Source organism: Amycolatopsis sp. lyj-23 (genome assembly GCF_046549135.1).
Classification (GTDB): Bacteria; Actinomycetota; Actinomycetes; order Mycobacteriales; family Pseudonocardiaceae; genus Amycolatopsis.
In genome coordinates this window covers 639,393-659,515 of the sequence record NZ_JAJPWN010000004.1, presented here as the reverse complement: position 1 = coordinate 659,515, position 20,123 = coordinate 639,393, and the positions used below count along the sequence as shown (strand labels likewise).

At 72.7% G+C, this 20,123-nt stretch carries 16 protein-coding genes; 3 read left to right on the top strand and 13 right to left on the bottom strand.

Annotated elements, in window-relative coordinates; all coding sequences use genetic code 11:
• Positions 1-10 precede the first annotated feature (10 nt).
• Together ACLJPY_RS12480 and ACLJPY_RS12475 are read right to left on the bottom strand one after the other, a co-directional pair.
• Complete coding sequence (locus tag ACLJPY_RS12480) at positions 11-445, bottom strand: pyridoxamine 5'-phosphate oxidase family protein (RefSeq protein ID WP_410588225.1); 435 nt, start codon at positions 443-445, stop codon at positions 11-13.
• Complete coding sequence (locus ACLJPY_RS12475) at positions 442-1,017, bottom strand: TetR/AcrR family transcriptional regulator (protein ID WP_410588223.1); 576 nt, start codon at positions 1,015-1,017, stop codon at positions 442-444. The genes ACLJPY_RS12480 and ACLJPY_RS12475 overlap by 4 nt, the downstream gene beginning before the upstream one ends.
• Positions 1,018-1,107: 90 nt before the next feature.
• Here ACLJPY_RS12475 and ACLJPY_RS12470 point away from each other — a divergent pair, with 90 nt between their 5' ends.
• Positions 1,108-2,130, top strand: a complete 1,023-nt coding sequence (locus tag ACLJPY_RS12470) for an aldo/keto reductase (protein WP_410588222.1) — start codon at positions 1,108-1,110, stop codon at positions 2,128-2,130.
• Positions 2,127-2,984, top strand: a complete 858-nt coding sequence (locus ACLJPY_RS12465) for an LLM class flavin-dependent oxidoreductase (protein ID WP_410588221.1) — start codon at positions 2,127-2,129, stop codon at positions 2,982-2,984. The genes ACLJPY_RS12470 and ACLJPY_RS12465 overlap by 4 nt, the downstream gene beginning before the upstream one ends.
• A 648-nt stretch (positions 2,985-3,632) precedes the next feature.
• Here the strand turns inward: ACLJPY_RS12465 and ACLJPY_RS12460 are convergent.
• Positions 3,633-4,049 carry a MarR family winged helix-turn-helix transcriptional regulator gene (locus ACLJPY_RS12460; protein ID WP_410588220.1) on the bottom strand — a complete coding sequence of 139 codons (417 nt, stop codon included), beginning with the start codon at positions 4,047-4,049 and terminating at the stop codon, positions 3,633-3,635.
• A gap of 53 nt (positions 4,050-4,102) precedes the next feature.
• On the opposite strand from ACLJPY_RS12460, the gene ACLJPY_RS12455 reads away from it, so the two are divergent.
• A complete protein-coding gene (locus tag ACLJPY_RS12455; RefSeq protein WP_410588219.1) occupies positions 4,103-4,504 on the top strand; it encodes an SRPBCC family protein in 402 nt (133 codons plus the stop codon).
• Positions 4,505-4,519: 15 nt separating this feature from the next.
• Here the strand turns inward: ACLJPY_RS12455 and ACLJPY_RS12450 are convergent, their stop codons facing one another.
• From ACLJPY_RS12450 to ACLJPY_RS12405, 10 genes are all read right to left on the bottom strand, one after another.
• Positions 4,520-6,553 carry a cellulose binding domain-containing protein gene (locus ACLJPY_RS12450; protein WP_410588218.1) on the bottom strand — a complete coding sequence of 678 codons (2,034 nt, stop codon included), beginning with the start codon at positions 6,551-6,553 and terminating at the stop codon, positions 4,520-4,522.
• Positions 6,554-6,634: 81 nt separating this feature from the next.
• Positions 6,635-9,961: an error-prone DNA polymerase gene (locus ACLJPY_RS12445; RefSeq protein ID WP_410588217.1), complete on the bottom strand. Its 3,327-nt coding sequence runs from the start codon at positions 9,959-9,961 to the stop codon at positions 6,635-6,637.
• 217 nt (positions 9,962-10,178) lie between these two features.
• Entirely contained in the window at positions 10,179-11,378 is a 1,200-nt protein-coding gene (locus ACLJPY_RS12440; RefSeq protein ID WP_410588215.1) for an RNA polymerase sigma factor, read from the bottom strand.
• Positions 11,375-11,728 (bottom strand): YciI family protein, encoded by a 354-nt coding sequence (locus tag ACLJPY_RS12435; RefSeq protein ID WP_410571559.1) that lies wholly within the window; start codon positions 11,726-11,728, stop codon positions 11,375-11,377. Before ACLJPY_RS12435 ends, ACLJPY_RS12440 begins: the two co-directional genes overlap by 4 nt.
• A gap of 23 nt (positions 11,729-11,751) precedes the next feature.
• Positions 11,752-12,477: a dihydrofolate reductase family protein gene (locus tag ACLJPY_RS12430; protein ID WP_410588213.1), complete on the bottom strand. Its 726-nt coding sequence runs from the start codon at positions 12,475-12,477 to the stop codon at positions 11,752-11,754.
• A gap of 105 nt (positions 12,478-12,582) precedes the next feature.
• Complete coding sequence (locus ACLJPY_RS12425; RefSeq protein ID WP_410588211.1) at positions 12,583-14,808, bottom strand: Orn/Lys/Arg decarboxylase N-terminal domain-containing protein; 2,226 nt, start codon at positions 14,806-14,808, stop codon at positions 12,583-12,585.
• 454 nt (positions 14,809-15,262) lie between these two features.
• Positions 15,263-16,843: a DNA polymerase Y family protein gene (locus ACLJPY_RS12420; protein ID WP_410588210.1), complete on the bottom strand. Its 1,581-nt coding sequence runs from the start codon at positions 16,841-16,843 to the stop codon at positions 15,263-15,265.
• Between the two features lie 317 nt (positions 16,844-17,160).
• Complete coding sequence (locus tag ACLJPY_RS12415; protein WP_410588208.1) at positions 17,161-17,832, bottom strand: hypothetical protein; 672 nt, start codon at positions 17,830-17,832, stop codon at positions 17,161-17,163.
• 117 nt (positions 17,833-17,949) lie between these two features.
• Positions 17,950-18,477 (bottom strand): hypothetical protein, encoded by a 528-nt coding sequence (locus ACLJPY_RS12410; protein WP_410588206.1) that lies wholly within the window; start codon positions 18,475-18,477, stop codon positions 17,950-17,952.
• 56 nt (positions 18,478-18,533) lie between these two features.
• Positions 18,534-20,057: an alpha/beta hydrolase gene (locus ACLJPY_RS12405; RefSeq protein WP_410588205.1), complete on the bottom strand. Its 1,524-nt coding sequence runs from the start codon at positions 20,055-20,057 to the stop codon at positions 18,534-18,536.
• Positions 20,058-20,123: the final 66 nt, after the last annotated feature.

The window sequence follows — 20,123 nt, the reverse complement described above, 5'->3', positions numbered from 1 at the left end:
CCGGCCGGCGTCATTCGCGTTCGACCTTGCGCAGGCCGCCCCCGGGGGTCCACCACTCGACGACCAGCAGCGTCGCCGCCTCGTTCAGGTGGGTGTGCACGACCTCGGCGACGTCGGCGACGAACCGCTCGCCGTCGCCGGTCCGCACCCGGCCGGCGATCTTCGCCTCGCCCGGCCACTGCGCTTCCGCGCCCTCGACCGGGTCGACCGTCGCGCTGTGCAGCGCGAACCGCGGGTCCCGCTCCAGGTCCGCGCCCTTGCGGGCGTGCGGCATCGACCCGAAGACCAGCTCACCGTCCTCAAAGGCCGTTTCGATCCCCGAGATCCGCGGCGAGCCGTCCGCCCGCAGGGTCGCGATCGTCTTGTGCTTGTGCGCGTCGAACAACGCGCGCACCCGCCGGGCGAACTCCGGCTCCGCCGCTTCGAACTCCCGCCACGCCGTCATGCGTCCATGGTGCCGCACCGAAGCCCCGCGACGAGGATCCCGGCCAGCCGGCGCGCGTCGTACTCCGGATCGGAGTCCGCGCCGATGCAGAGGTTGCCGACCCCGCGCATGAGCTCCAGCGGCCGCACCTCGACGCGGATCTCGCCGGCCGCGGCCGCCGCGTCGAGCAGCTCGGCGCACACCGGCACCAGGCGGTCGAGGAAGTACGCGTGCAGCGACTCGAAGCCGGCGTTGTCGGACTGGAGCACCCCGGCGAGCCCGTGCTTGGTCACCAGGAAGTCGACGAACAGGTCTATCCACCGCGCCAGGGCGGTGTACGGCGAGTCCGTCGCGGCCAGCAGCGCCGGCCCCGCCTCCGTGCAGGCGTCCACCTGGTGCCGGAAGACGGCGATGATCAGGTCCGCCCGGGTCGGGAAGTGCCGGTAGATGGTGCCCATCCCGACGCCGGCCTTCGCCGCGATGTCCCGCACCGGCGCGTCCACGCCGGAAGCGACGAAGACCGCCGCCGCGGCGTCCAGCAACGTCTTTTCGTTGCGCCGGGCATCCGCCCGCTTGGGCTTGCGCTCACCCACCGATCCTCCCGGGTTGCTAAGCGGAGCATTGTTCCGTATCGTTAGCGGAGCAACGTTCCGGTTGTCCATACTGCCACGGAGGCACTTCCCATGCACTACCGCACCCTGGGCCGCACCGGCGTCCAGGTCAGCACGCTCGCCCTCGGCGCGATGAACTTCGGCGCGATCGGGCGGGTCCCCCAGGACGAGGCCACCGCCATCGTCGACGCCGCGCTCGAAGCCGGGGTCAACCTGATCGACACGGCCGACATGTACGGCCAGGGCGAGTCGGAGGTGATGGTCGGCAAGGCGATCGCCGGCCGCCGCGACGACATCGTGCTGGCCACGAAGGCGACCATGCCGATGGGCGACGAGCGCAACCACCGCGGCAATTCACGCCGCTGGCTGGTCCGCGCGCTCGAGGACAGCCTGCGGCGCCTCGACGTCGACCACGTCGACCTCTACCAGCTCCACCGCTGGGATCCCGCCACCAGCGACGAGGAAGCGCTTTCCGCGCTCACCGACCTGCAGCGCGCGGGCAAGATCCGGTACTTCGGGTCCTCGACGTTCCCCGCGTACCGCATCGTCCAGGCGCAGTGGGCCGCCCGCGAGCACCACCTCGGCCGGTACGTCACCGAGCAGCCCAGCTACTCGATCCTGCAGCGCGGCATCGAAGCCCACGTGCTGCCGGTGACCGAGGAGTACGGCATGGGCGTGCTGACCTGGAGCCCGCTGGCTTCGGGCTGGTTGTCGGGCGCGGTCCGGGCGGGCCGGGAGCCGAGCGGCAACCGCGCGAAGGTGCTGCCGCAGCGCTTCGACCTCGACGTCCCCGCCAACCGGGCCCGGCTCGACGCCGTCGAAGAGCTGGCCAAGCTCGCCGAGCAGGCCGGGCTGACCCTGATCCAGCTCGCGCTCGGGTTCGTCACCGCGCACCCGGGCGTGACGAGCGCGCTCATCGGCCCGCGGACGCAGGACCACCTGCGCTCGCAGCTCGAAGCGGCCGACACCGTGCTGCCGTCCGACGTCCTGGACGCGATCGACGCCGTCGTCGCGCCCGGCACCGACCTGGCGCCGGACGAGAAGTTCGACACGCCGCCGTCGCTGCTGGACCCGGCGCTGCGGAGGCGTCGATGAGCTTCGGCATCATGACCGCGCCCCAGCAGGCCGGTTACGACGAAATCCAGCGCGTGTGGCGGGAAGCCGACGCGGTGCCGGAGATCGAGCACGCGTGGCTGTTCGACCACCTGATGCCGATCGGCGGCGACCCGGACGGCCCGATCTTCGAGGGCTGGACGCTGCTTTCGGCGCTGGCGGCCCAGACGTCCCGGCTCCGGATCGGCCTGCTGGTCACCAGCAACCGGTTCCGCCCGCCGGCGGTCCTGGCGAAGATCGCCACAACGGTCGACGTGGTCTCCGGCGGACGGCTCGACTTCGGCATCGGCGCGGGCTCCCGCCCCAGCCACCCGTTGGCTCGCCGGGAGTACGACGGGTACGGCCTGCCGTACCACGACCAGGCCGACGCGGTCGCGGCCCTGGCCGAAGCGTGCACGGTCATCCGTCGCTTGTGGACATCAGCGGAGCCGTTCGACTTCGAGGGCGCGCACGTTTCGCTGACCGGAGCGTTCGCCAACCCGAAGCCGGTGCAGCACCCGCACCCCCCGATCGTGATCGGCGGCCGTTCGACCGCAACGCTGCGCGTGGTGGCCGAGCACGCGAACGTGTGGAACATCCCGGGCGGCGGCGAGATTTCGGACCTGGCGGAGCGCAGCCGCGTGCTGGACAAGTTCTGCGAGGAGATCGGCCGCAACCCGGCGGAGATCACGCGGTCGATCTTCCTGCCGGCGGATTACGAGCGGCCAGGGGTAACGCGGAGCAAGATCGCCGAGGCACGGGACGCGGGCTTCGAGCACTTCGTGCTCGGCCTGGCAAACCCGTACCCGGACGGCGTGGCGGAGTGGGTGGCGGAGGAGCTGATCCGCCGATCGTGAGGCCGACCGGCGTCCCCATCGGAGGAGCGCGGTGGTCATCCCGTCGCCTGAGGCCGTCAAATCACTTTGAGCCGGGCCCGCAACCCAGAGCGTGAGGCGAGGGGAGAGCGCAAGCTTGCGGGCCCGGCTCAAAGTGATAGGCCTCGCTCAGGCGACGGGATGACCACCTCGCGGCCCCCCTCCCCGACGAGAGGTGGCAGCGGAAGCAGGGGTCATCCCGGAGCCTGCCCGTCCGGCGAGGACAGCTTTTGATTCTCTTGCCGCAACAGAACTCTGCCGCGGCAGAGAGTTCTCCGGCGGCAGGCGGGTCCGACCTCCCCCGCCCCTCCGGGGGGATTTTCAGCCGACGGGCGGGTTCGTCAAGGCGGGAAAGCGTGCCTTGACGAACCCGCCCGTCGGCTGAAGAGAAGGCTGGGATGAGGGGCGGGGGAGGTCTGGTGACGTCGTTGGCCGGCTTACGCTGCCGGCCGGCGGTTCGCAGCGTCCACAGATCTGGCCTGCCGTTCGCAGCGTCCACAGATCCGGCTGGCGGTTCGCAGCGGCTACAGATCCGGCCTGCGGTTCGGAGTTCGCGTGCCTGCCGCCGTCCGCAGTCCGCGTGCCTGCCTGCCACGGTTCGGGTGATGCCTTCCGGCGACCCCGCCGCGGTCAACCCGAGTTCGCCAGGTGCGCCAGGGCCGACCGCAGGACCCGCCGGGCCTCCGGGGCCAGGCCCGCCAGCTTGCGGTCCTCCACCTCGCGGATCTCGTCCCGGACCGCCGCGTGGCGCCGGGTTCCCTCCGGTGTCAGGCGCACCACTCGCGCGCGGCGGTCGGCCGGGTCGGGGTCGCGGGCCACCAGGCCGGCCGCCTCCAGCTTGTCGAGCAACGCGATCAACCGGGTTTTGTCGTAGCGGATCTGCTGGGCCAGCACCAGCTGGCTCGGCGCCGCTCCGGCGGCCAGTGCCGAGAGCACCACGTACTGCCACATCGAGACGCCGTGCCGCTCCAGCACCGGGCGTTCGGCTTCGGCCAGGTTGCGGCCCGCGCCGGCGCAGAGGGCCGCGAGGTCGTCGTCCTCGTTCACCGGCGGGATCTTACGCGTGGACAAATCGTAAGCACCTGCGTATCGTTTTGGTCATGACACTGGGACTCGCCGAAACCCGCACCATCTCCATCTCCGCACCGCCCGCGCAGGTCGTCGACTACCTGGCCGATCCGCGTCACCTCCCCGAGTGGGCGCCGGGCTTCGCCACCGCGGTCGACCACGACCACGACGACGTCTGGCGCGTCCGATCCGCCGGCGGCGAGCAGCGGATGGCGGTGCGGGTCGCGGCCGGCCACGGCGTCGTCGACTTCGTCAGCGCCGACGCCCCGCACCTGGGCCTGTTCACCCGCGTGGTCCCGAACCTGACCGGCGCCGAGCTGATCTTCAGCCTGTTCTTCCCCGACGACACCGAACCTTCGGCGGTGGCCGCCCAGATGGCGGTCGTCGGGGAAGAACTGCGGGCCGTGCGCGAGCGCGTCGAAAGCGGCCGGTGAACTCCGCTCCCGGGATCAGCCCGCCGCGCAGAGAACTCCGTTGAGGGTGAACGCCGTCGGCAGGATGTTCGGGCCGCTGTAGTCGGCCGTGAAGCCGACGTCCACCCCCGCCGCCGGCGGGGACGACGATGACACCGTCACCGTCGAGCCGTTCTGGGCCCACGTGCCGCTCCAGCCGCCGGTCAGGTGCTGGCGCGCCGTGGGCCAGCTGAACGTCAGCGTCCAGTCGCCCACCACCCCGGTTCCGGTCACGTGGATGCCGCCCACGAAGCCGCTCGCCCAGTCCGTCACGTCCGTCAGCCGGACCGTGCAGCTGCTCGTCGCCGGTGCGCCCGTGGTCAACGTCAGCGGCGGGGAGGACGCCGACACGTTGCCGGCCGTGTCGCGCGCCAGCACGTTGATCGTGTAGCGGCTGCCCGGCACCAGGTTCCCGACGTCCAGCGACGTCCCGGTCGTCTCACCCCACTGCTCGCTCACCGCGCCCAGCTGCCGGTAGACCTCGTACTTCGCGATCGGGTGGGCGCCGGGCGCGGCCGCCGGCCAGCTGATCGTCGCGGTCCGGTCGGTCGCCGTCGCCGTCGGCTGCCCCGGCGCGCCCGGGCCGCCGGACGCGGTGGCCGCCGGGTGCAGGACCACCGTGGTCAGCGAGTACGGCGGCAGCGTCTGGGCACCGCTCGTCCCGGTCGCCGCGCTCGAGATCGCCGTGGCGCCGTTGGTGAAGGTGAACACCTGGGGCGCGCCCGCGGCCGGCGTGTAGCCCGCGTAGTTCAGGGTCACCGCCCTGGCCTGGTCGGGGTCCTCGTTGAGCAGCAGCACGGCGAGGTCGCCGTTCGGGCGCCGGACCGCGTGCGCGCCGACGAGCGGGTCGTCCGCGGCGGCCTGGACGAACTGGTCGCCGGGACGCGCGAACGTGCTCAGCATCTTCAGGCCGTAGTAGGGCGCGAAGGGCGTGTTGAGCGCGGGTTCGCAGACGCCGCCGTCGAGGCAGGTGGCGCTGGAGAGCAGGCCCGAGTCGCCGTAGTCCGGATAACCGGCCACAGTGGACAGTTTGGTGCCGCCGTTGTGCGTGTCCCACCAGTCGACGGTGAACACGCCGTTCGCCAGCAGCGAGCTGTAGGTGTCGGCGGCGAACAGAGCGCCGGGCTGGGTGTCCATGCCGACCGGCGTGTTCGTTTCGGTCATCGAAATGCCGATGCGGCCGGCGTTCGGGCCCGCGTACCGGGTGATCTGCTCGCGCGCCGCGTAGATCATGTCGCCGATCTGCTCGGGCTTGGTGAGCGCTTCCGCCGCCGTCGAGCCGGTGGGGTACCAGTGCAGGATGACGAAGTCGATGTGCGGCCCCGCGATCGACAGCACGGTCTGGTTCCAGGTGGCCGTGTCGCCGGAGCCGACGATGCCGTCCGGCCAGTTCGCCGGGGTGGTCAGCACGGCACCGATCTTGACGCCCGGGTCGACGGCCTTCATGGCGTCGGCGTAGGCGACGACGCCGTTGGCGTAGGCCGTGGGGCTCTTGTCCGCGTGGTTGTCGGCTTCCCAGTTCGCCCCGTAGTGCCCGTTGCCGTACAGCTCGTTGCCGATTTCCCAGTACTTGACCCCGTAACCCTTGGTTACGTTGGCGTACCGCACCCAGTCCGCGGCTTCCTGCGGCGTGCCGGTGCCGTAGTTGGCGATGATGATCGGCTGGGCACCGGCCCGGCGGACGCCGCCCATGAAGGTGTCGAAATCGGTGTTCGGCGCCACGTACCCGCCCGGCGCGGTGTTGTCCTTCCAGTGGTAGATGTCGCCGTAGGAACCACCGGGGTAGCGCATCGTGCGGACACCGGCCGCGCCGAACAGGTCGGCCACCTGGTCGGTCCCCAGCTGGCTGTCCCAGACCGCGTGGTTGATGCCGATCCCGGTGTCCGGCACGGTGGCCAGCCCGGCTCGGGCGTTGACGGTGACCGTCGCCGCGGGCGCGGCCGCCGCCCCGGCGGTTCCGGCCGCCGGGATGGCCGCGGCGAGCACCGCGAGCACCGGCCACGCTGCCCAGCGCAGACGTCGAGCTGTCATGAAGGGTCCATCCTCACTCGTCGTTCACGAACGGATGACTGGGAGCGCTTCCAGCGAGAGAACCACCGAGGCGGCCCGAAGTCAACGGAAGTCGCGCGAGGGCGCGGTCCGCAGCGAAAGTTCGAGTTTTTCGAGATGATCGGCCACGAGCGTGACGACCCCTTCGGCGGCTTGCACCCGGCCGCGGATCAGCAACGCCGGGCTCGTGCGGGCGACCAGCCGCTGCCGGAGCCACAGTCCCGGCGAGACGACGACGTTGGCCATCCCGGTCTCGTCTTCGAGGTTGAGGAACGTGATCCCGCCGGCCGTCGCGGGGCGCTGCCGGTGGGTGACGGCGCCGCCGACCCAGACCCGCGTTCCGTCCTCGGCCCGCATGAGCTCGGCGACGGTGATCGCGCCGCGGGCGGTGAGCAGCTCGCGCAGGTACTCGATGGGGTGGCTGTCCGGGGAGACGCTGGTGGCCCACAGGTCCGCCGCCGTCACCTCCAGCCGCGTCATGCCGGGCAGCGCGGGCGCGTCGAGGCCCGGCGCCAGGCCGGGCAGGTGCCCGGGCCGGGCCGCCGCGGCCGCGCCGGCCGCCCACAGGTCCTGCCGGCGGTCGCCGCCGAACCCGCTGAACGCCCCGGCCGTGGCCAGGGCTTCGACGGCGTTCTTCTTCAGCCGCACCCGCCGGGTCAGGTCGCCGATGCCCGTGTACCGGCCGTGGGCTTCGCGTTCGGCGACGATCTCGTCGGCGAGGTCCGCCCCGAGGTGGCGGACCGCGGCGAGGCCGAGCCGGAGCGCGACGCCGCCGGTGCTGCCGTCGTCCGGCTCGAGGGTGGCGCCGGCGAGGCTCGCGTTGAGATCGGGCTCGCGGACGTGCACGCCGTGGCGGCGGGCGTCGGCGACCAGCGATTGCGGGCTGTAGAAGCCCATCGGCTGGGCGCGCAGCAACCCGGCGCAGAACGCGGCCGGGTAGTAGCGCTTGAACCACGCCGACGCGTAGACCAGCAGCGCGAAGGACATCGAGTGCGCTTCCGGGAAGCCGTAGCCGGAGAAGGCGTGGATCTGCTCGAAGATCCGGGTGGCGAGCTCGCGGTCGAGGCCGTTGGCTGCACAGCCTTGGAAGAACCGGGCCATCAGGGCCTTCATCTTGGCGCTGGACCGCTTGGCGCCCATGGCGCGGCGCAGCTGGTCGGCCTCGGCCGGGGTGAAGCTCGCGACGTCGACCGCCATCTGCATCACCTGTTCCTGGAACAACGGCACGCCGAGGGTGCGGTCCAGCGACGCGGCCAGCAGCGGGTGCGCGTGTTCCCAGTCCTCGTCCCCGCGGCGACGGCGGATGTAGGGGTGCACCGAGCCGCCCTGGATCGGGCCGGGCCGGATCAGGGCGACTTCGACGACGAGGTCGTAGAACTCCCGCGGCCGCAACCGCGGCAGGGTCGCCAGCTGGGCCCGCGATTCCACCTGGAACACCCCGACGGCGTCGGCTTCGCAGAGCATGTCGTAGACCGCCGGATCGGCCAGGTCGAGCTTACCGATGTCCACTGTGGTCCCGTGGTGTTCGGCGACGAGGTCGAGCATGTGGTGCAGCGCCGAAAGCATGCCGAGGCCGAGCAGGTCGAACTTGACCAGCCCGACGGTGGCGCAGTCGTCCTTGTCCCACTGCAGGATGCTGCGGTCGGCCATGGTCGCCCACTCGACCGGGACCACTTCGGACACCGGCTGCTTCGAGATCACCATGCCGCCGGAGTGGATGCCGAGGTGGCGCGGGAAGTCCTCGATCCGCGCCGCGAGGTCGAGGACGTCGTCCGGGATCGCGCCGGCGGCCTGCTGCCTGGTGGCGGCGACCCCGCCCCAGCGGTCCACGAGCTTGCCGTAGGCGTCCTGCTGGCCGGGGCTGTGCCCAAGGGCTTTGGCGGCGTCGCGGATCGCCGAGGGCGCCCGGTAGGTGATGACGTTGGCGACCTGCGCGGCGTGGAACCGGCCGTGCTTTTCGTAGACGTACTGGATGGCCTCCTCGCGGCGGCCGGACTCGATGTCGACGTCGATGTCCGGCGGCCCGTCCCGCTCCGGCGCGAGGAACCGCTCGAACAGCAGGTTCCACTTCACCGGGTCGGCGTGGCAGATCTCCAGCGCGTAGCAGACCGCGGAGTTGGCGGCCGAACCCCGGCCCTGGCACAGGATGTCGTTCTCCCGGCAGAACCGGACGATGTCCCAGACGACGAGGAAGTACCCGGGGAAGCCGAGCTTCTCGATGACGGCGAGTTCGTGGTCGAGCTGGGCGTAGGCCTTCGGGTTCTCCTCCCGCGGCCCGTAGCGCTTCGCCGCGCCCCGCCGGGTCAGCTCGACCAGGAACGACATCTCGTCGTGGCCGGCCGGGACGGGGAACGGCGGCAGGTCCGGCGCGACGAGGTTCAGGTCGAACGCCACTTCGACGCCCAGGACGGCGGCCCGGCCGACGGCACCCGGGTAGCGGCGCTCGAAGCGCCGCCGCTGTTCCATCCCGGAGCGCAGGAACGCCTGCCCCGACGGCGGCCGCCACCCGTCGAGGTCCTCGGCCGAGCGCCGCGCCCGGACGGCGGCGACCGTGTCCGCCACGACGGCGTCTTCCGGGCGGGCGTAGTGCACGTTGCCGGACACCACCGTCGGCAGCCGGAGGTCCTTGGCCAGCTCGTCGAGGAGGTCGTTGGCGGCGTCGTCGGTGGGCTGCCGGTGGTCGATCAGCTCGACGGCGACGTGCGACCGGCCGAACCGGTCGACGAGCCGGGCGAGTTCGGCGTGCGCGGCGGCCGGGCCGTTGCGCGCGAGCGCCTGCCGGACGGCCCCCTTCCGGCAGCCGGTGAGCACGACGACGTGCCCGGCGAGCTCGTCGGCGAGCTCGTCGAAGTCGTAGACGGGCCGCCCCTTCTCGCCGCCGGCGAGCTGGGCGCGGGAGATGACCCGGCACAGCCGGTGGTACCCGGACTGCTGCCGCGCGATCACGAGCAGGTGCGACCCGGCCGGATCGGGCGCCCCGGCCTGCGGGGCGGGCAGCCCGAGGGAAAGTTCTGCCCCGAAGCCGACGCGCACGCCGAGCTCCCGCGCGGCGTCGTTGAACCGCACGGCGCCGTACATGCCGTCGTGGTCGGTGAGGACGAGCGCGTCGAGCTCCAGCCGCGCGGCTTCCTCGACGAGGGCCTCGGGGTGGGAGGCGCCGTCGAGGAAGCTGAAGTTGGAGTGGACGTGCAGCTCGGCGTAGGGCGCCCGGATCCGGTCCCCGCCGTCGTCCCGGCGCCGCCGGTTCCGCAGGTCTTCCGGTGCCCCGGCGTACCCTTCGCGTTTGCGCGACCACGCCGGGGCGTCGTTGCCGTCCCCGGGCACGGGTGGCCGCCCGGAGGCGATCCGCTCCACTTCGGACCACGGCACGCGCGGATTGTTGAACGCCAACGCCAGCTCCCACGAGAGTTTTCGCTGTGGGGAAGCCAGCGACTACGGTTCGAACACGAGTACGAATGCTGTGGTCCGATCCTGCGGCGGGACGCCGGGGGTGTCAACTCCGGCCACCGGCGAGGAACCAGCCGTTCCGCGGGAAGTTCGCCAGCTCGACCGGCGTGTCCTGAGTGGAGCGTCGGGTCGGCGGTATGACGACCCTCACCCGGCTGGGTCACCGCAGGCGCGCGGCCCGGGTCAGGAGGTGCCGCCGCTCGGGTTCGCTCGTCGTGCGCCGGGCCGCCTCCCGGTAACCCGCGCGGGCCGCCTCGAGCTCGCCCGCCAGCTCCAGCAGGTGCGCCCGGACCGACACCAGGTGGTGGGACGCCGAGATCCGCTCGTCCGCCGAAAGGGCATCGAGCAGCGCCAAGCCCGCCGCCGGTCCCCGGACCTCCGCCAGCGCCACCGCGCGGTTGAGCGTCACCGCCGGGTTGGGGGCCACGCGCTCGAGCACCGTGTACAGGGCCAGGATCTGCGGCCAGTCCGTGGCTTCGGCGGTGGGTGCCTCGTCGTGGACGGCGGCGATGGCCGCCTGCAGCTGGTACGGGCCGACCGGCCCCTTCGGCAGAGCGGCGGTCACCAGCGCCACGCCCTCCGCGATGGCTTCGGCGTCCCAGCGCGTCCGGTCCTGCTCGCTCAGCGGCACCAGCGACCCGTCCGGGGCCGTGCGGGCCGGGCGGCGGGCGTCGGTCAGCAGCAGCAGGGCCAGCAGCCCGGCCACCTCGCCGTCGCCGGGGACCAGCCGGTGCAGATCGCGGGCCAGCCGGATCGCCTCCGCCGTCAGCTCGGCCCGCACCAGCCGGGTCCCCGACGTGGCCGTGTACCCCTCGTTGAAGATCAGGTAGACCACCTGGAGCACGACGCCGAGCCGCGCCGCCTGCTCGGCGGGCGGCGGCAGCTCGAAGCCGGTCCCCCGGATGCGGTGCTTGGCCCGGCTGATGCGCTGGGCCATGGTCGCCTCGGGCACCAGGAAGGCCCGGGCGATCTCGGCCGTCGACAGGCCGCCGACGGCCCGCAGCGTCAGCGCGATCTGCGACGACGGCGTCAACGCCGGGTGGCAGCACAGGAACAGCAGCGTGAGCGTGTCGTCCCCGGCTTCGACGTCGCCGCCGGCGGGCGGGGTGCGGAGGGCGTCAGCCTCCTCCCGCCGCCGGCGGGCGACGTCGCTGCGCACCTGGTCGGCGAGGCGGCGCGACGCCACCGTCACCAGCCAAGCCCGGGGGTTCTCCGGCCACCCGTCCACCGGCCACTGGGCCGCCGCGGCCACCAGCGCCTCCTGGACGGCGTCCTCGCAGGCGTCGAACCGGCCGTAGCGGCGCACCAGCACGCCGAGCACCTCCGGGACCAGCCGCCGGACGCCCTGCCAGCCGGTCACGGCGAGACGTCGGCCTCGTGCATCAGCGGCCGGACCTCGACGCCCCAGTACCGCGCCGACGGGGCGCGGGCCGCGATCTCCAGCGCCCGGTCCAGGCTGTCGCAGTCGACGATCATGAAGCTGCCCAGGAACTCCTTCGCCTCGGCGTAGGGCCCGTCGGTCACCACCGGCTGCCCGTCGGCGACCCGGACCATCTTCGTGTTCACCTCGTCGGCGACGCCGTAGGCGCCGACCAGCTCGCCCGACTCGAACAGCTCCCGGTTGAGGGCGTCGGTCTCGCGGATGACCTCGGCGAGGGCCTCCTCCCCGATCGAGGTGAAGGCTTCCTCGTTGCCGTAGATCAGCAGCATGTACTTCACGGTTCGTTCCTCTCTCACCGCTGCGTCGTGGCCGGGCCGACCAGGTCGCCGCTCGCCCCGCGATCGTCCAGCACCAGCTTCGACCGTCCCGTGACGGTGTAGCGGAGGTGGGTCACCCCGGGCGTGTCGACGACCCGCGTCGGCACCAGCTCGATGCCCTCGTCCACGCCGAGGCCCAGCCCCGGGCCGAAGAGGTGCTGCCCGTCGCCCAGCAGCACCGGGGCGACGTGCAGGTCGAGCTGGTCGAGCAGCCCGGCGGCCAGCACCTGGCGCAGGAGCTCCCCGCCGCCCGCCACCGCCACGTCCTTGGCACCGGCGGCGGCCCTGGCCAGCTCGACGGCCCGCTCGACGCCCTCGGTGACGAACGTGAAGGAGGTGCCGCCCTCGCGTTCCAGCACCGCCCGGGGCCGGTGGGTCACGACGAACACCGGGGCCCGGAAGGGCGGCTCCTCGCCCCACGGGACCTCGCCGGCGTCGAACATGCGCCGTCCCATGACGTAGGCCCCGGCGGCGGCGAACATCTCCGCGACGATTTCGGAGTCGACCGACTGCTCGCCACCGGCGAAGCCCTGCCGCTCCCGCCAGGCCGTGGCGTCGACGGCCCAGCGGGTGACCCGGAAGAACCCGGGTGCTTCCGGGCCCCGCATCCAGCCGCTCATGTCCTGGGGGTTCGCCGCGTCCCGCGGCCCGGTGTAGCAGCCGTCGAGTGACACCGACATCTGGGCGGTCACCTTGGTCATCGTGCGCTCCGCTCGTGCAGGCGGCCCTTTCGGCCGCCGATGTCCCTCAGTCGGAGCCGAGTGCCTCCTCTCGACACGCCTTGGCGGGAACCTTCGTGACGCCGGTCACACGGTTCGGAGGCAGGTGATCCAGTAGTCGCCGTCGGCGCCCCTCGTGACACCGTGGGTTTCGCTGGGGAAGCCCGGGAAGTGCCGGTCGAAGTCCTCCAGCGCCCGCAGGTAGCGCAGCGTCGGCGCGTCGTGGCCGCCCGCGTTCTCGCCCGGCATGAGGACCGGGATGCCCGGCGGCGTGGTGACGACCTGGGTCGCCACCGTCCGGTCGGCGAGCTCCGCCAGGCGGACCGGCTCGGTGCCGCCGCGCAGGAGGCGCTGGTACGTCTGCGCCGGGGTGAGCTCCGGGCGCGGCGGGTGGGTGAACGCCGCGTCCAGCAGCGGGATGAGGTCGCTCTTGCGCAGGTGGGCGTGCATCTCGTCGCACAGGTCGCGCAGGGACAGCTCGCCGTAGCGGGCCGGGTGGGCCTCGACGAGCGCGGGCAGGACGTCGGCGAGGCGGGCGCCGGTGTCGTAGAGCGCCTTGAAGTCGAGCAGCCCGTCGATGAGCGTGCCCCACTTGCCCTTCGTGATGCCCATCGAGAAGAGGATCAGGCAGGTGTAGGCGTCGGTCTTCTCGACGACGATGCGCCGGGTCTCGAGGTAGGCGGTGAGGATCCGGGCCGGGATCCCCTGCTCGGCCACGGTGCCCGCGGCGTCGGTGCCCGGGCAGGTGACGCTGACCTTGACCGGGTCGAGCAGGCAGTACCCCTCCTCCAGACCGGGGAAGCCGTGCCAGGCCGCGCCGGGCTCGAGGGTCCAGCAGGCGGGCTCGGTGCGCAGCAGGTCCAGCGGGGCGTCCGCGAACGGGTAGCGCTGCCCGGTCTCCGGGTCGCCGACCTCGTCCGGCTGCCACGTGCCGAAGAACCAGGCGGGCCGGTCGCCGGCCGCGGCGATGCGGCGGCCGATGCGGGCCACCGCCTGCCGGAACCGGATGGCTTCGGTGACGGCCTCGTCGACCAGCCACCGGCCGCCCGGGCCGTCCATCATGCCGGCGGCGACGTCGAGCCCGGCGATCATCGGGTACAGCGGCGACGTCGTCGCGTGCATCATGAACGTCTCGTTGAACTGCCGGTGGTCGACCGGCGACCGCGGCGAGTTCTTGACGTGCAGCATTGCGCTCTGGGACATCGCGGCCAGCAGCTTGTGCGTGGACTGCGTGCTGAACACGGTGGGCCGCACGGTGTCGGGCACCGCGCCGGCGTCGACGGCCATGCCGAAGCGGCGGGCGTAGAGCGGGTGGAAGCGGGCGTAGGCGAACCACGCCTCGTCCAGGTGCAGCCGCGGCACGCTGGCACCGAGCAGCCCGGCGACGCGGACGGCGTCGTAGCACAGGCCGTCGTAGGTGGAGTTGGTGATGACGGCGTACACCGGCTCCGGGTCGGCGGCCGCGGCGGCGAGCGGGCTGGCCGGCACGAGGTCCGCGATCGCCTCGCGGGCGAGCGCGGCGGGCGGGATCGGGCCCATCAGCCCGTAGCCGTTGCGCGTGGGCACGAGGTAGACCGGGCGGCCGCCGGTCAGCGTCAGCCCGTGGTAGATCGCCTTGTGGCAGTTGCGGTCGACCAGCACCAGCTCGTCGGTGGCGATGCTCGCGTGCAGGGCGATGCGGTCGCCGGTGGAGTCGCCGTGCAGCACGAAGTACGTCAGGTCGGCGCCGAAGATCCGGGCGGCGTTGCGCTCGGCGTCGCCGATCGGCCCGGTGTGCTCAAACAGCGAGCCCAGCTCCGCCACGGAAATCGAGAGGTCGGTGCGGAACAGCCGTTCGCCGTAGTAGTCGAACAGCGCCCGCCCGACCGGCGATTTCAGGAAAGCCACGCCGCCCGCGTGGGCCGGGGTGTGCCAGGAGTATTCGTGGGTGTCGTCGAACCGGCGGAGTTCGCGGAAGAACGGCGGCAGGATTTCGTCCCGGTAGCGGCGCGCGGCCACGCCGATCCGGCCGGCGATGAACCCCGGCGTGTCCTCCAGCAGCCACACGTACCCGCAGATCACTTCGGACACCCACAGCGGCAGGTCGTCCACCGACGCCGAAGTGGTCACCAGGAACACCGGGAGCCGCGTGAACCGGCCGACCAGCGCCTTCAGCACGGCTTCGGCTTCCGTCCCGCCGTCGCCCAGGTCCCAGCTCACGAGGGCGGCGGCGAGGTCGGCCCGCGTCTGCACGAGGGCCAGCGCGTCCTCACCGGTACCGGCGCGCACGACGTCGTGACCGTCCTCGGCGAGGTGTTCGCAGATCCGCGTCAACTGGGCATCGGGGACCGATCCCGGCGGAATTTCGTTCAATGCCAGCAAAACCGTCGAACCGGCCACGTCTGTTTTCCTTTCCGGAGATCCTTTCGGTTATAGACGCCGCTTCGGGACGTCGTCGATCGGCCGGAAGCCTGATGGTTTTGTCCATGGAGGGAATTTCGGCGGGGGAATGATTTCGGCGGGTAGCGCTCCATCACTCTTTCGTGGCCAGGGCGCGTCCCGCGCCGTACCCGGACGGTCGGCCCGCGTACCCGGGGAGTCGGCCCGCGTACCCAGAGGGTCGGTTCGCGTACCTGAAGGGTCGGTTGGCGAGCCGACCCTCCAGGTACGCGGTCCGACCCTCCAGGTACGCAGTCCGACCTTCCAGGTACGCAGGCCGACCCTCTGGGTACGCGGGCCGACCCTCTGGGTACGCGGGCCGCTATCAATGAACCTCGGACGCGCGGCACTAGTCGTAGCAGCCCTCGACTGTCCACTGGGGATCCTCGCCGATGGTGGTCCGGAGCAGGAGGGCGATGTCGCCGTCTTCGGCGGTGTCGCCTTCCAGCACCACCTGGATCCGGGCGAGGGGCCGCTCGGCGCGGCGGCCGGGCAGGGCCGGGTGCACCACCCACGGGCCGGCCGAGCCGATGACCCGGCGCGGCGGGCCCCCGTCGACCGCGACCGTCGACGGCGGGTAGCCGAGTTCGCCGCGGGCGGTGCAGCTGACGACGTCGCCGACCGCGTCGCGCACCTCGGCGGGCACCGGCTGGGGCGGCACGACCGTCGGCGAGGGCGCGGGCAGCCGTCCCGGCCACGGCCGGTCCGCGGCGAGCGGGCGGCGCGGCTCGCCCCACGGGATGAGCCGGACGCGTTCGGCCGGGCCGCGGCCGCCGTCGAGCAGCGGCGTGACGACGGCGTCCGGGCCCAGCAGGCCCTGGATGCGGACCAGGGCGCGGCCGGCGCGTTCGGCGGCGTCGGCGTCGCGGCCCACCGAGCCGAGCTGCAGCTGCAGCGCCTGGCCGCCGACGACCTCTTCGGGGTCGAGGCGCAGCCGGACGATGCCGGCGGTGGGACGGCCGCGCGTGGTGAGCCAGCCTTCGCACTGCCACCGGACGCGGTCGGCCGTCGAGCGGGCGGTGAGGGGCTCGGCGCAGCGCCAGACGCGGACGCGTTCTTCGCCGGCTTCGGTGACGGCGACGATGGCCAGGCGGGTGCAGGCGAGGCCGTGACCGGCGAGTCCGGCGAAGAAGCGCTCGCCGAGCGCCTTCGCGACGAAGGCGGCCTCGTCGACCCTCGCCAGGGGCTCTTCGAACGTTTCGGTGACCGCCAGGTCCGGCGGGAGCGCGCGGCGCAGCGGCGGGCGTTCGGAGAGGCCGCGGGCGAGGCGGTGCGCGGTGATGGCGTCCTTCGGGAAGCGCCCGGCGACGTCGCGTTCGGCCAGCGCGGCGAACGCGCCGAGGGTGCGCAGGCCGAGCCGGTGCAGCAGGTCGACGAGCTCACCGCGGTCGTCACCGGGCTGGTTCAGTTCCCCGATCGAGAGCGGCGCGAGGAACTCCTTCGCCCGCCCGCGCGGCACGAGCGCCGACCGCCGGGCGGCGAGGGTCGCGGCGAACAGCCCGTCGGCCACCCCGACCTGGCATTCGACCCCGGCCCGCGCGCCGGCTTCGTCGATGAGCAACTCGGCGAGGGCGGCCTCCCCGCCGAAGTACCCGGCGGCCCCGTCGACGGGCACGGCCAAGAGCCCCGGCCGCACGACTTCGACCCCGACGGCCTGCGCCTCGACGGCGGCGGCGACGGGTTCGAACAGCCGGGCGTCGCGATCGGGATCGTGCTGGTGGACGACGAGCCCGGGGCACCGGGACTGGGCGTCCCGCCGCCGCATCCCGCGTCCGACACCGCCGCGCCGGGCCGCGGCGGAGCAGGCGACGACCCGGTTCCCGGAGAAGACGGCGGCGGGCGAGGAGGGCGGGGTCCCGGCCGCGGCCCCGGCGGCGACCACGGGCCAGTCCGGGCACCACAGCACGAGCAACCGCGGCGCATCAGTCATGTGGTGACCAGCGCCTGTCGCTTTCGTGCGCGGCCGACCCCGGCGATCCGGGCGGCCGTCGCGTCGCGCTCGTGAGTGCGACCGGGACTGGCGTGATGGGGAGCGGGATCCGCGTGACTGGAGACGGAACTCGCGGGATTAGAGACGGAACTCGCGTGACCCGAGACGGAACCCGCGTGACTCGAGACGGAACTCGCGTGATTGGAGACGGAACTCGCGTGATCCGGGGCGGAAGCCGCAGGATCATCCCGCGTCCCGCCCAGCCCGAAAACCCAGCCGTGCCAACACCTTTCGTGCCAAGACCAGCTGCGCCGGGTTCATCCGGCCACCTCGACCAGGCGGCGGCCCGGCGCGACGCCAGGCGCCGGTTTTCCCTCCGGGCCCGGCAGCTGCAACCCCGCCGTTGCCGGCCTCGCCGCCGCGCCGCGGCCGCGGCTGGTCGCCACCACCTCGCGGGACCTCAGGTGGCCGTGGCCGTCCTGGGTCAGGCCGTGCCAGCGGCGGCCCGTCACCCTCAGCTCCAGGTCCGCTCCCGGCCACGGGCCCGCCGCCAGCAGGACCGTCCCGCGGTTGCGGACCCGGCCCGCCAGCCTGCGCGCCGTCTGGGGCTGGACCGCGGCCGGGCCGAGGACCACCAGGTCGAACCCGTCCACCAGCGCCGACACCACCGCCACCAGCTCCGCGCCCGGGTCCGGCACCAGCGCCACGCGCTCCAGGTCGACGCCGAGTTCCGCCGCCGCGGCCAGGCCCAGCTCCGGCAGGCCCGTCACCGCCGCCCAGGAACCGTCGCGGGTGGCTGCCGCCAGGAGGGCCAGCACCAGGGAGGTCGCTCCCCGGACCGCGACCGTGGTGCCGCGCCGCAGGCCGCCGCCCGGGAACAGACGGGCCAGCTCGGGCAGCACCGCCAGCAGCTCACCGTGCCCCGGCTCGTGCAGCTGCGCGGCCGTGCGGACCCCCGGGATGGCCGTGAGCGCTTCCGGCACCGCCACCGCTCACCTCCAGCACCACGTACTCGTACCGGAGACACCCGCGCGAACCAGCGTCAGGCGAACCCAGGACAATCATCGAACACTTGTTCGCATAGTGCGAGACGCCCCGCCCCGCTGTCAAGCCGGGTGCGGCTTCCGGGGGAGAACGCCACTGACGTAGCGGACGTCGCCCGTGCGCAGGTCGTCGTCCGCCAGGGACGCGAGACCGTGGGCAGCCAGGAGCTCACGGACGGTGCTGCCGGTCAGCTCCCAGCCGCGGGCGGCCAGGTGGGGTGCCGCTTCGTTGCGTTCAACGAAATAGCGCAACGCGTCAGGTAGCCCAGCAGGCGAGCGGCCATCGGCCTCAAGCACGTCGAAGAGGCCGTCGCGATCCGGGACCGGCTGCTCACCGCCTTCGACCGCGCCGCCGCGTTGCCGGAAGGGCCGCAACGGCGGAAGCTGCTCACCGTCACCTTCGTCGGCGGTGGCTTCTCGGGCGTCGAAGGCTTCGGCGAGCTGCTGTCGCTGGCGACGGCGCTGCTGAAGCGCTATCCCGAACTGCACCTCATCGGCAGGCACACCGACCTCCCGGTCGACGAACGCGGTTTCCTCGTCGTGCGGCCGGATCTGCGGGTCGAGGGCGTGGCCGATGCCTGGGCGCAGCACCCGCGGGACGCCTTCGTGGCGGCGGGCCGCACCGCCACCGGTGCGGCCCGCCCCGGTCAGCCCGCGAACGGGCTCGCATCGATGGCGCAGGTCCGGCCGGCGGCCGGGAAGGTCCCCGAGATCAGGTAGTCCCGCTTGACCTTTTCGGTGCACGTGCTCGGCACGTACATCGACGAGTGCCCGTACCCCTCGGTGACGAACACGCGCGCCCGCGCCAGTTCCGCGGCGCCGTCGCGGGCGCCCGGCAGCGGGGTGGACGGGTCGTAGCGGTTGTTCAGCACCAGGATCTCCGCCGACGTCGGGTGGTTCCACGGGCCGGTGTAGCGGTCGGTGTCCTTCGCCTGCCAGTACGCGCAGCTCATCATGTCCAGCACCGCGATCCGCCCGAAGTACGGCACACGCTGGTCTTCCGACTCCGCGTAGCGGCTGTAGACCGCCGGATCGGCAGGCACGTCGCTGTCGCTGCACTGGATGGCGTTGAACGCTTCGGTCCGGTTCGAAATGTACTGCTCCCCCTTGACAGCCGCAGTGTGCAGGGCCGGCGTGGCCGGAGCGTCGTAAAGGCGTTGCAGCAGCGCGGCGATGTCCGGCCAGCCCCGCGAATCGGAGAGGTCCGCGGCCGCGTTGATGATGCCCGAGTACGTCCAGGTCTCGCCGTTGCTGACGATGGGAGCCTGCTTGGCACGCGCGGTCAGCGCCGCCCACTTCGCTTTGGGGTCACCCGAGGAGAACGCGCACTCCGGGCCGGCCTCGGTGCACAGCCGCAGGAACTGCTCGAAGGTCTGCGCGATGCCGGTGGCGACGTCCTGGCGGGTGTCCAGCGGGACGCTCTTGCCGTTGCCGTTCTGCCCGGTCGCGTTGCCGGCGAAGTCCATGGTGCCGTCGAAGACCATCGCGCGGATCCGGTTCGGGAACAGGTTCGCGTAGGTCGCGCCGAGCTGCGTCCCGTAGGAAATGCCGTGGTAGTTCAGCTTCGGGTCGCCGACCGCGCGGCGCAGTAGTTCGAGGTCACGGGCCGTGTTGGCCGTCGAGACGTGCTCCAGGATCGGGCCCGCCTTCGCCGAGCAGCGGTCGGCGAGCTCCTTCGACTTGGCGTAGAAGGCCGCGTTGCCGCTCGGGTCGCCCGGCATCTCCGGGAACGAGCCGAAGAAGGCCTGCTGCTCGGCCACGGAGTCGAAGCACCGCACCGCCGTGCTGTTGGCGATCCCGCGCGGATCCCACGAAACCAGGTCGAACCGCGCGCGCAGCTCGGCGGAGAACAGCCACGGCCACTTGCCGCGTTCCCGCAGCCGCTGCAGGCCGGATCCGCCGGGGCCGCCGAAGTTGACGAACAGCGAACCGATCCGGTGCGCGGGGTCGGTGGCGGGCAGCTTGATGAGCGCGAGGTCGATCTTCGCGCCGGACGGCCGGTCGTAGTCCAGCGGCACCGAAGCCCCGGCGCACTGGAACCCGTCCGCACAGTCGGCCCAGCTCAGCTGCGGTGTCGGCACCTTGTCGATCGAGGCCGGTGCCGCGGACGCGACCGCCGGTCCCGCCGCGACGGCCATCGAGACACCGAGCGCCACGACCACGCCGCGCACGATGCCTCCCCCAGAAAATCGGCGCACGAAAAGTCCTTTCGAGGAGCGAAACGATCACCACCACAG

Bases quoted from the DNA above. Each gene is read 5' to 3' on its own strand.
- ACLJPY_RS12450 (WP_410588218.1), bottom strand. From the start codon at position 6,553: ATGACAGCTCGACGTCTGCGCTGGGCAGCGTGGCCGGTGCTCGCGGTG.
- ACLJPY_RS12465 (WP_410588221.1), top strand. From the start codon at position 2,127: ATGAGCTTCGGCATCATGACCGCGCCCCAGCAGGCCGGTTACGACGAA.
- ACLJPY_RS12470 (WP_410588222.1), top strand. From the start codon at position 1,108: ATGCACTACCGCACCCTGGGCCGCACCGGCGTCCAGGTCAGCACGCTC.
- ACLJPY_RS12420 (WP_410588210.1), bottom strand. From the start codon at position 16,843: ATGACTGATGCGCCGCGGTTGCTCGTGCTGTGGTGCCCGGACTGGCCC.
- ACLJPY_RS12435 (WP_410571559.1), bottom strand. From the start codon at position 11,728: ATGCTGCTGATCTACGGCAACGAGGAAGCCTTCACCTCGATCGGGGAG.
- ACLJPY_RS12455 (WP_410588219.1), top strand. From the start codon at position 4,103: ATGACACTGGGACTCGCCGAAACCCGCACCATCTCCATCTCCGCACCG.
- ACLJPY_RS12430 (WP_410588213.1), bottom strand. From the start codon at position 12,477: ATGACCAAGGTGACCGCCCAGATGTCGGTGTCACTCGACGGCTGCTAC.
- ACLJPY_RS12480 (WP_410588225.1), bottom strand. From the start codon at position 445: ATGACGGCGTGGCGGGAGTTCGAAGCGGCGGAGCCGGAGTTCGCCCGG.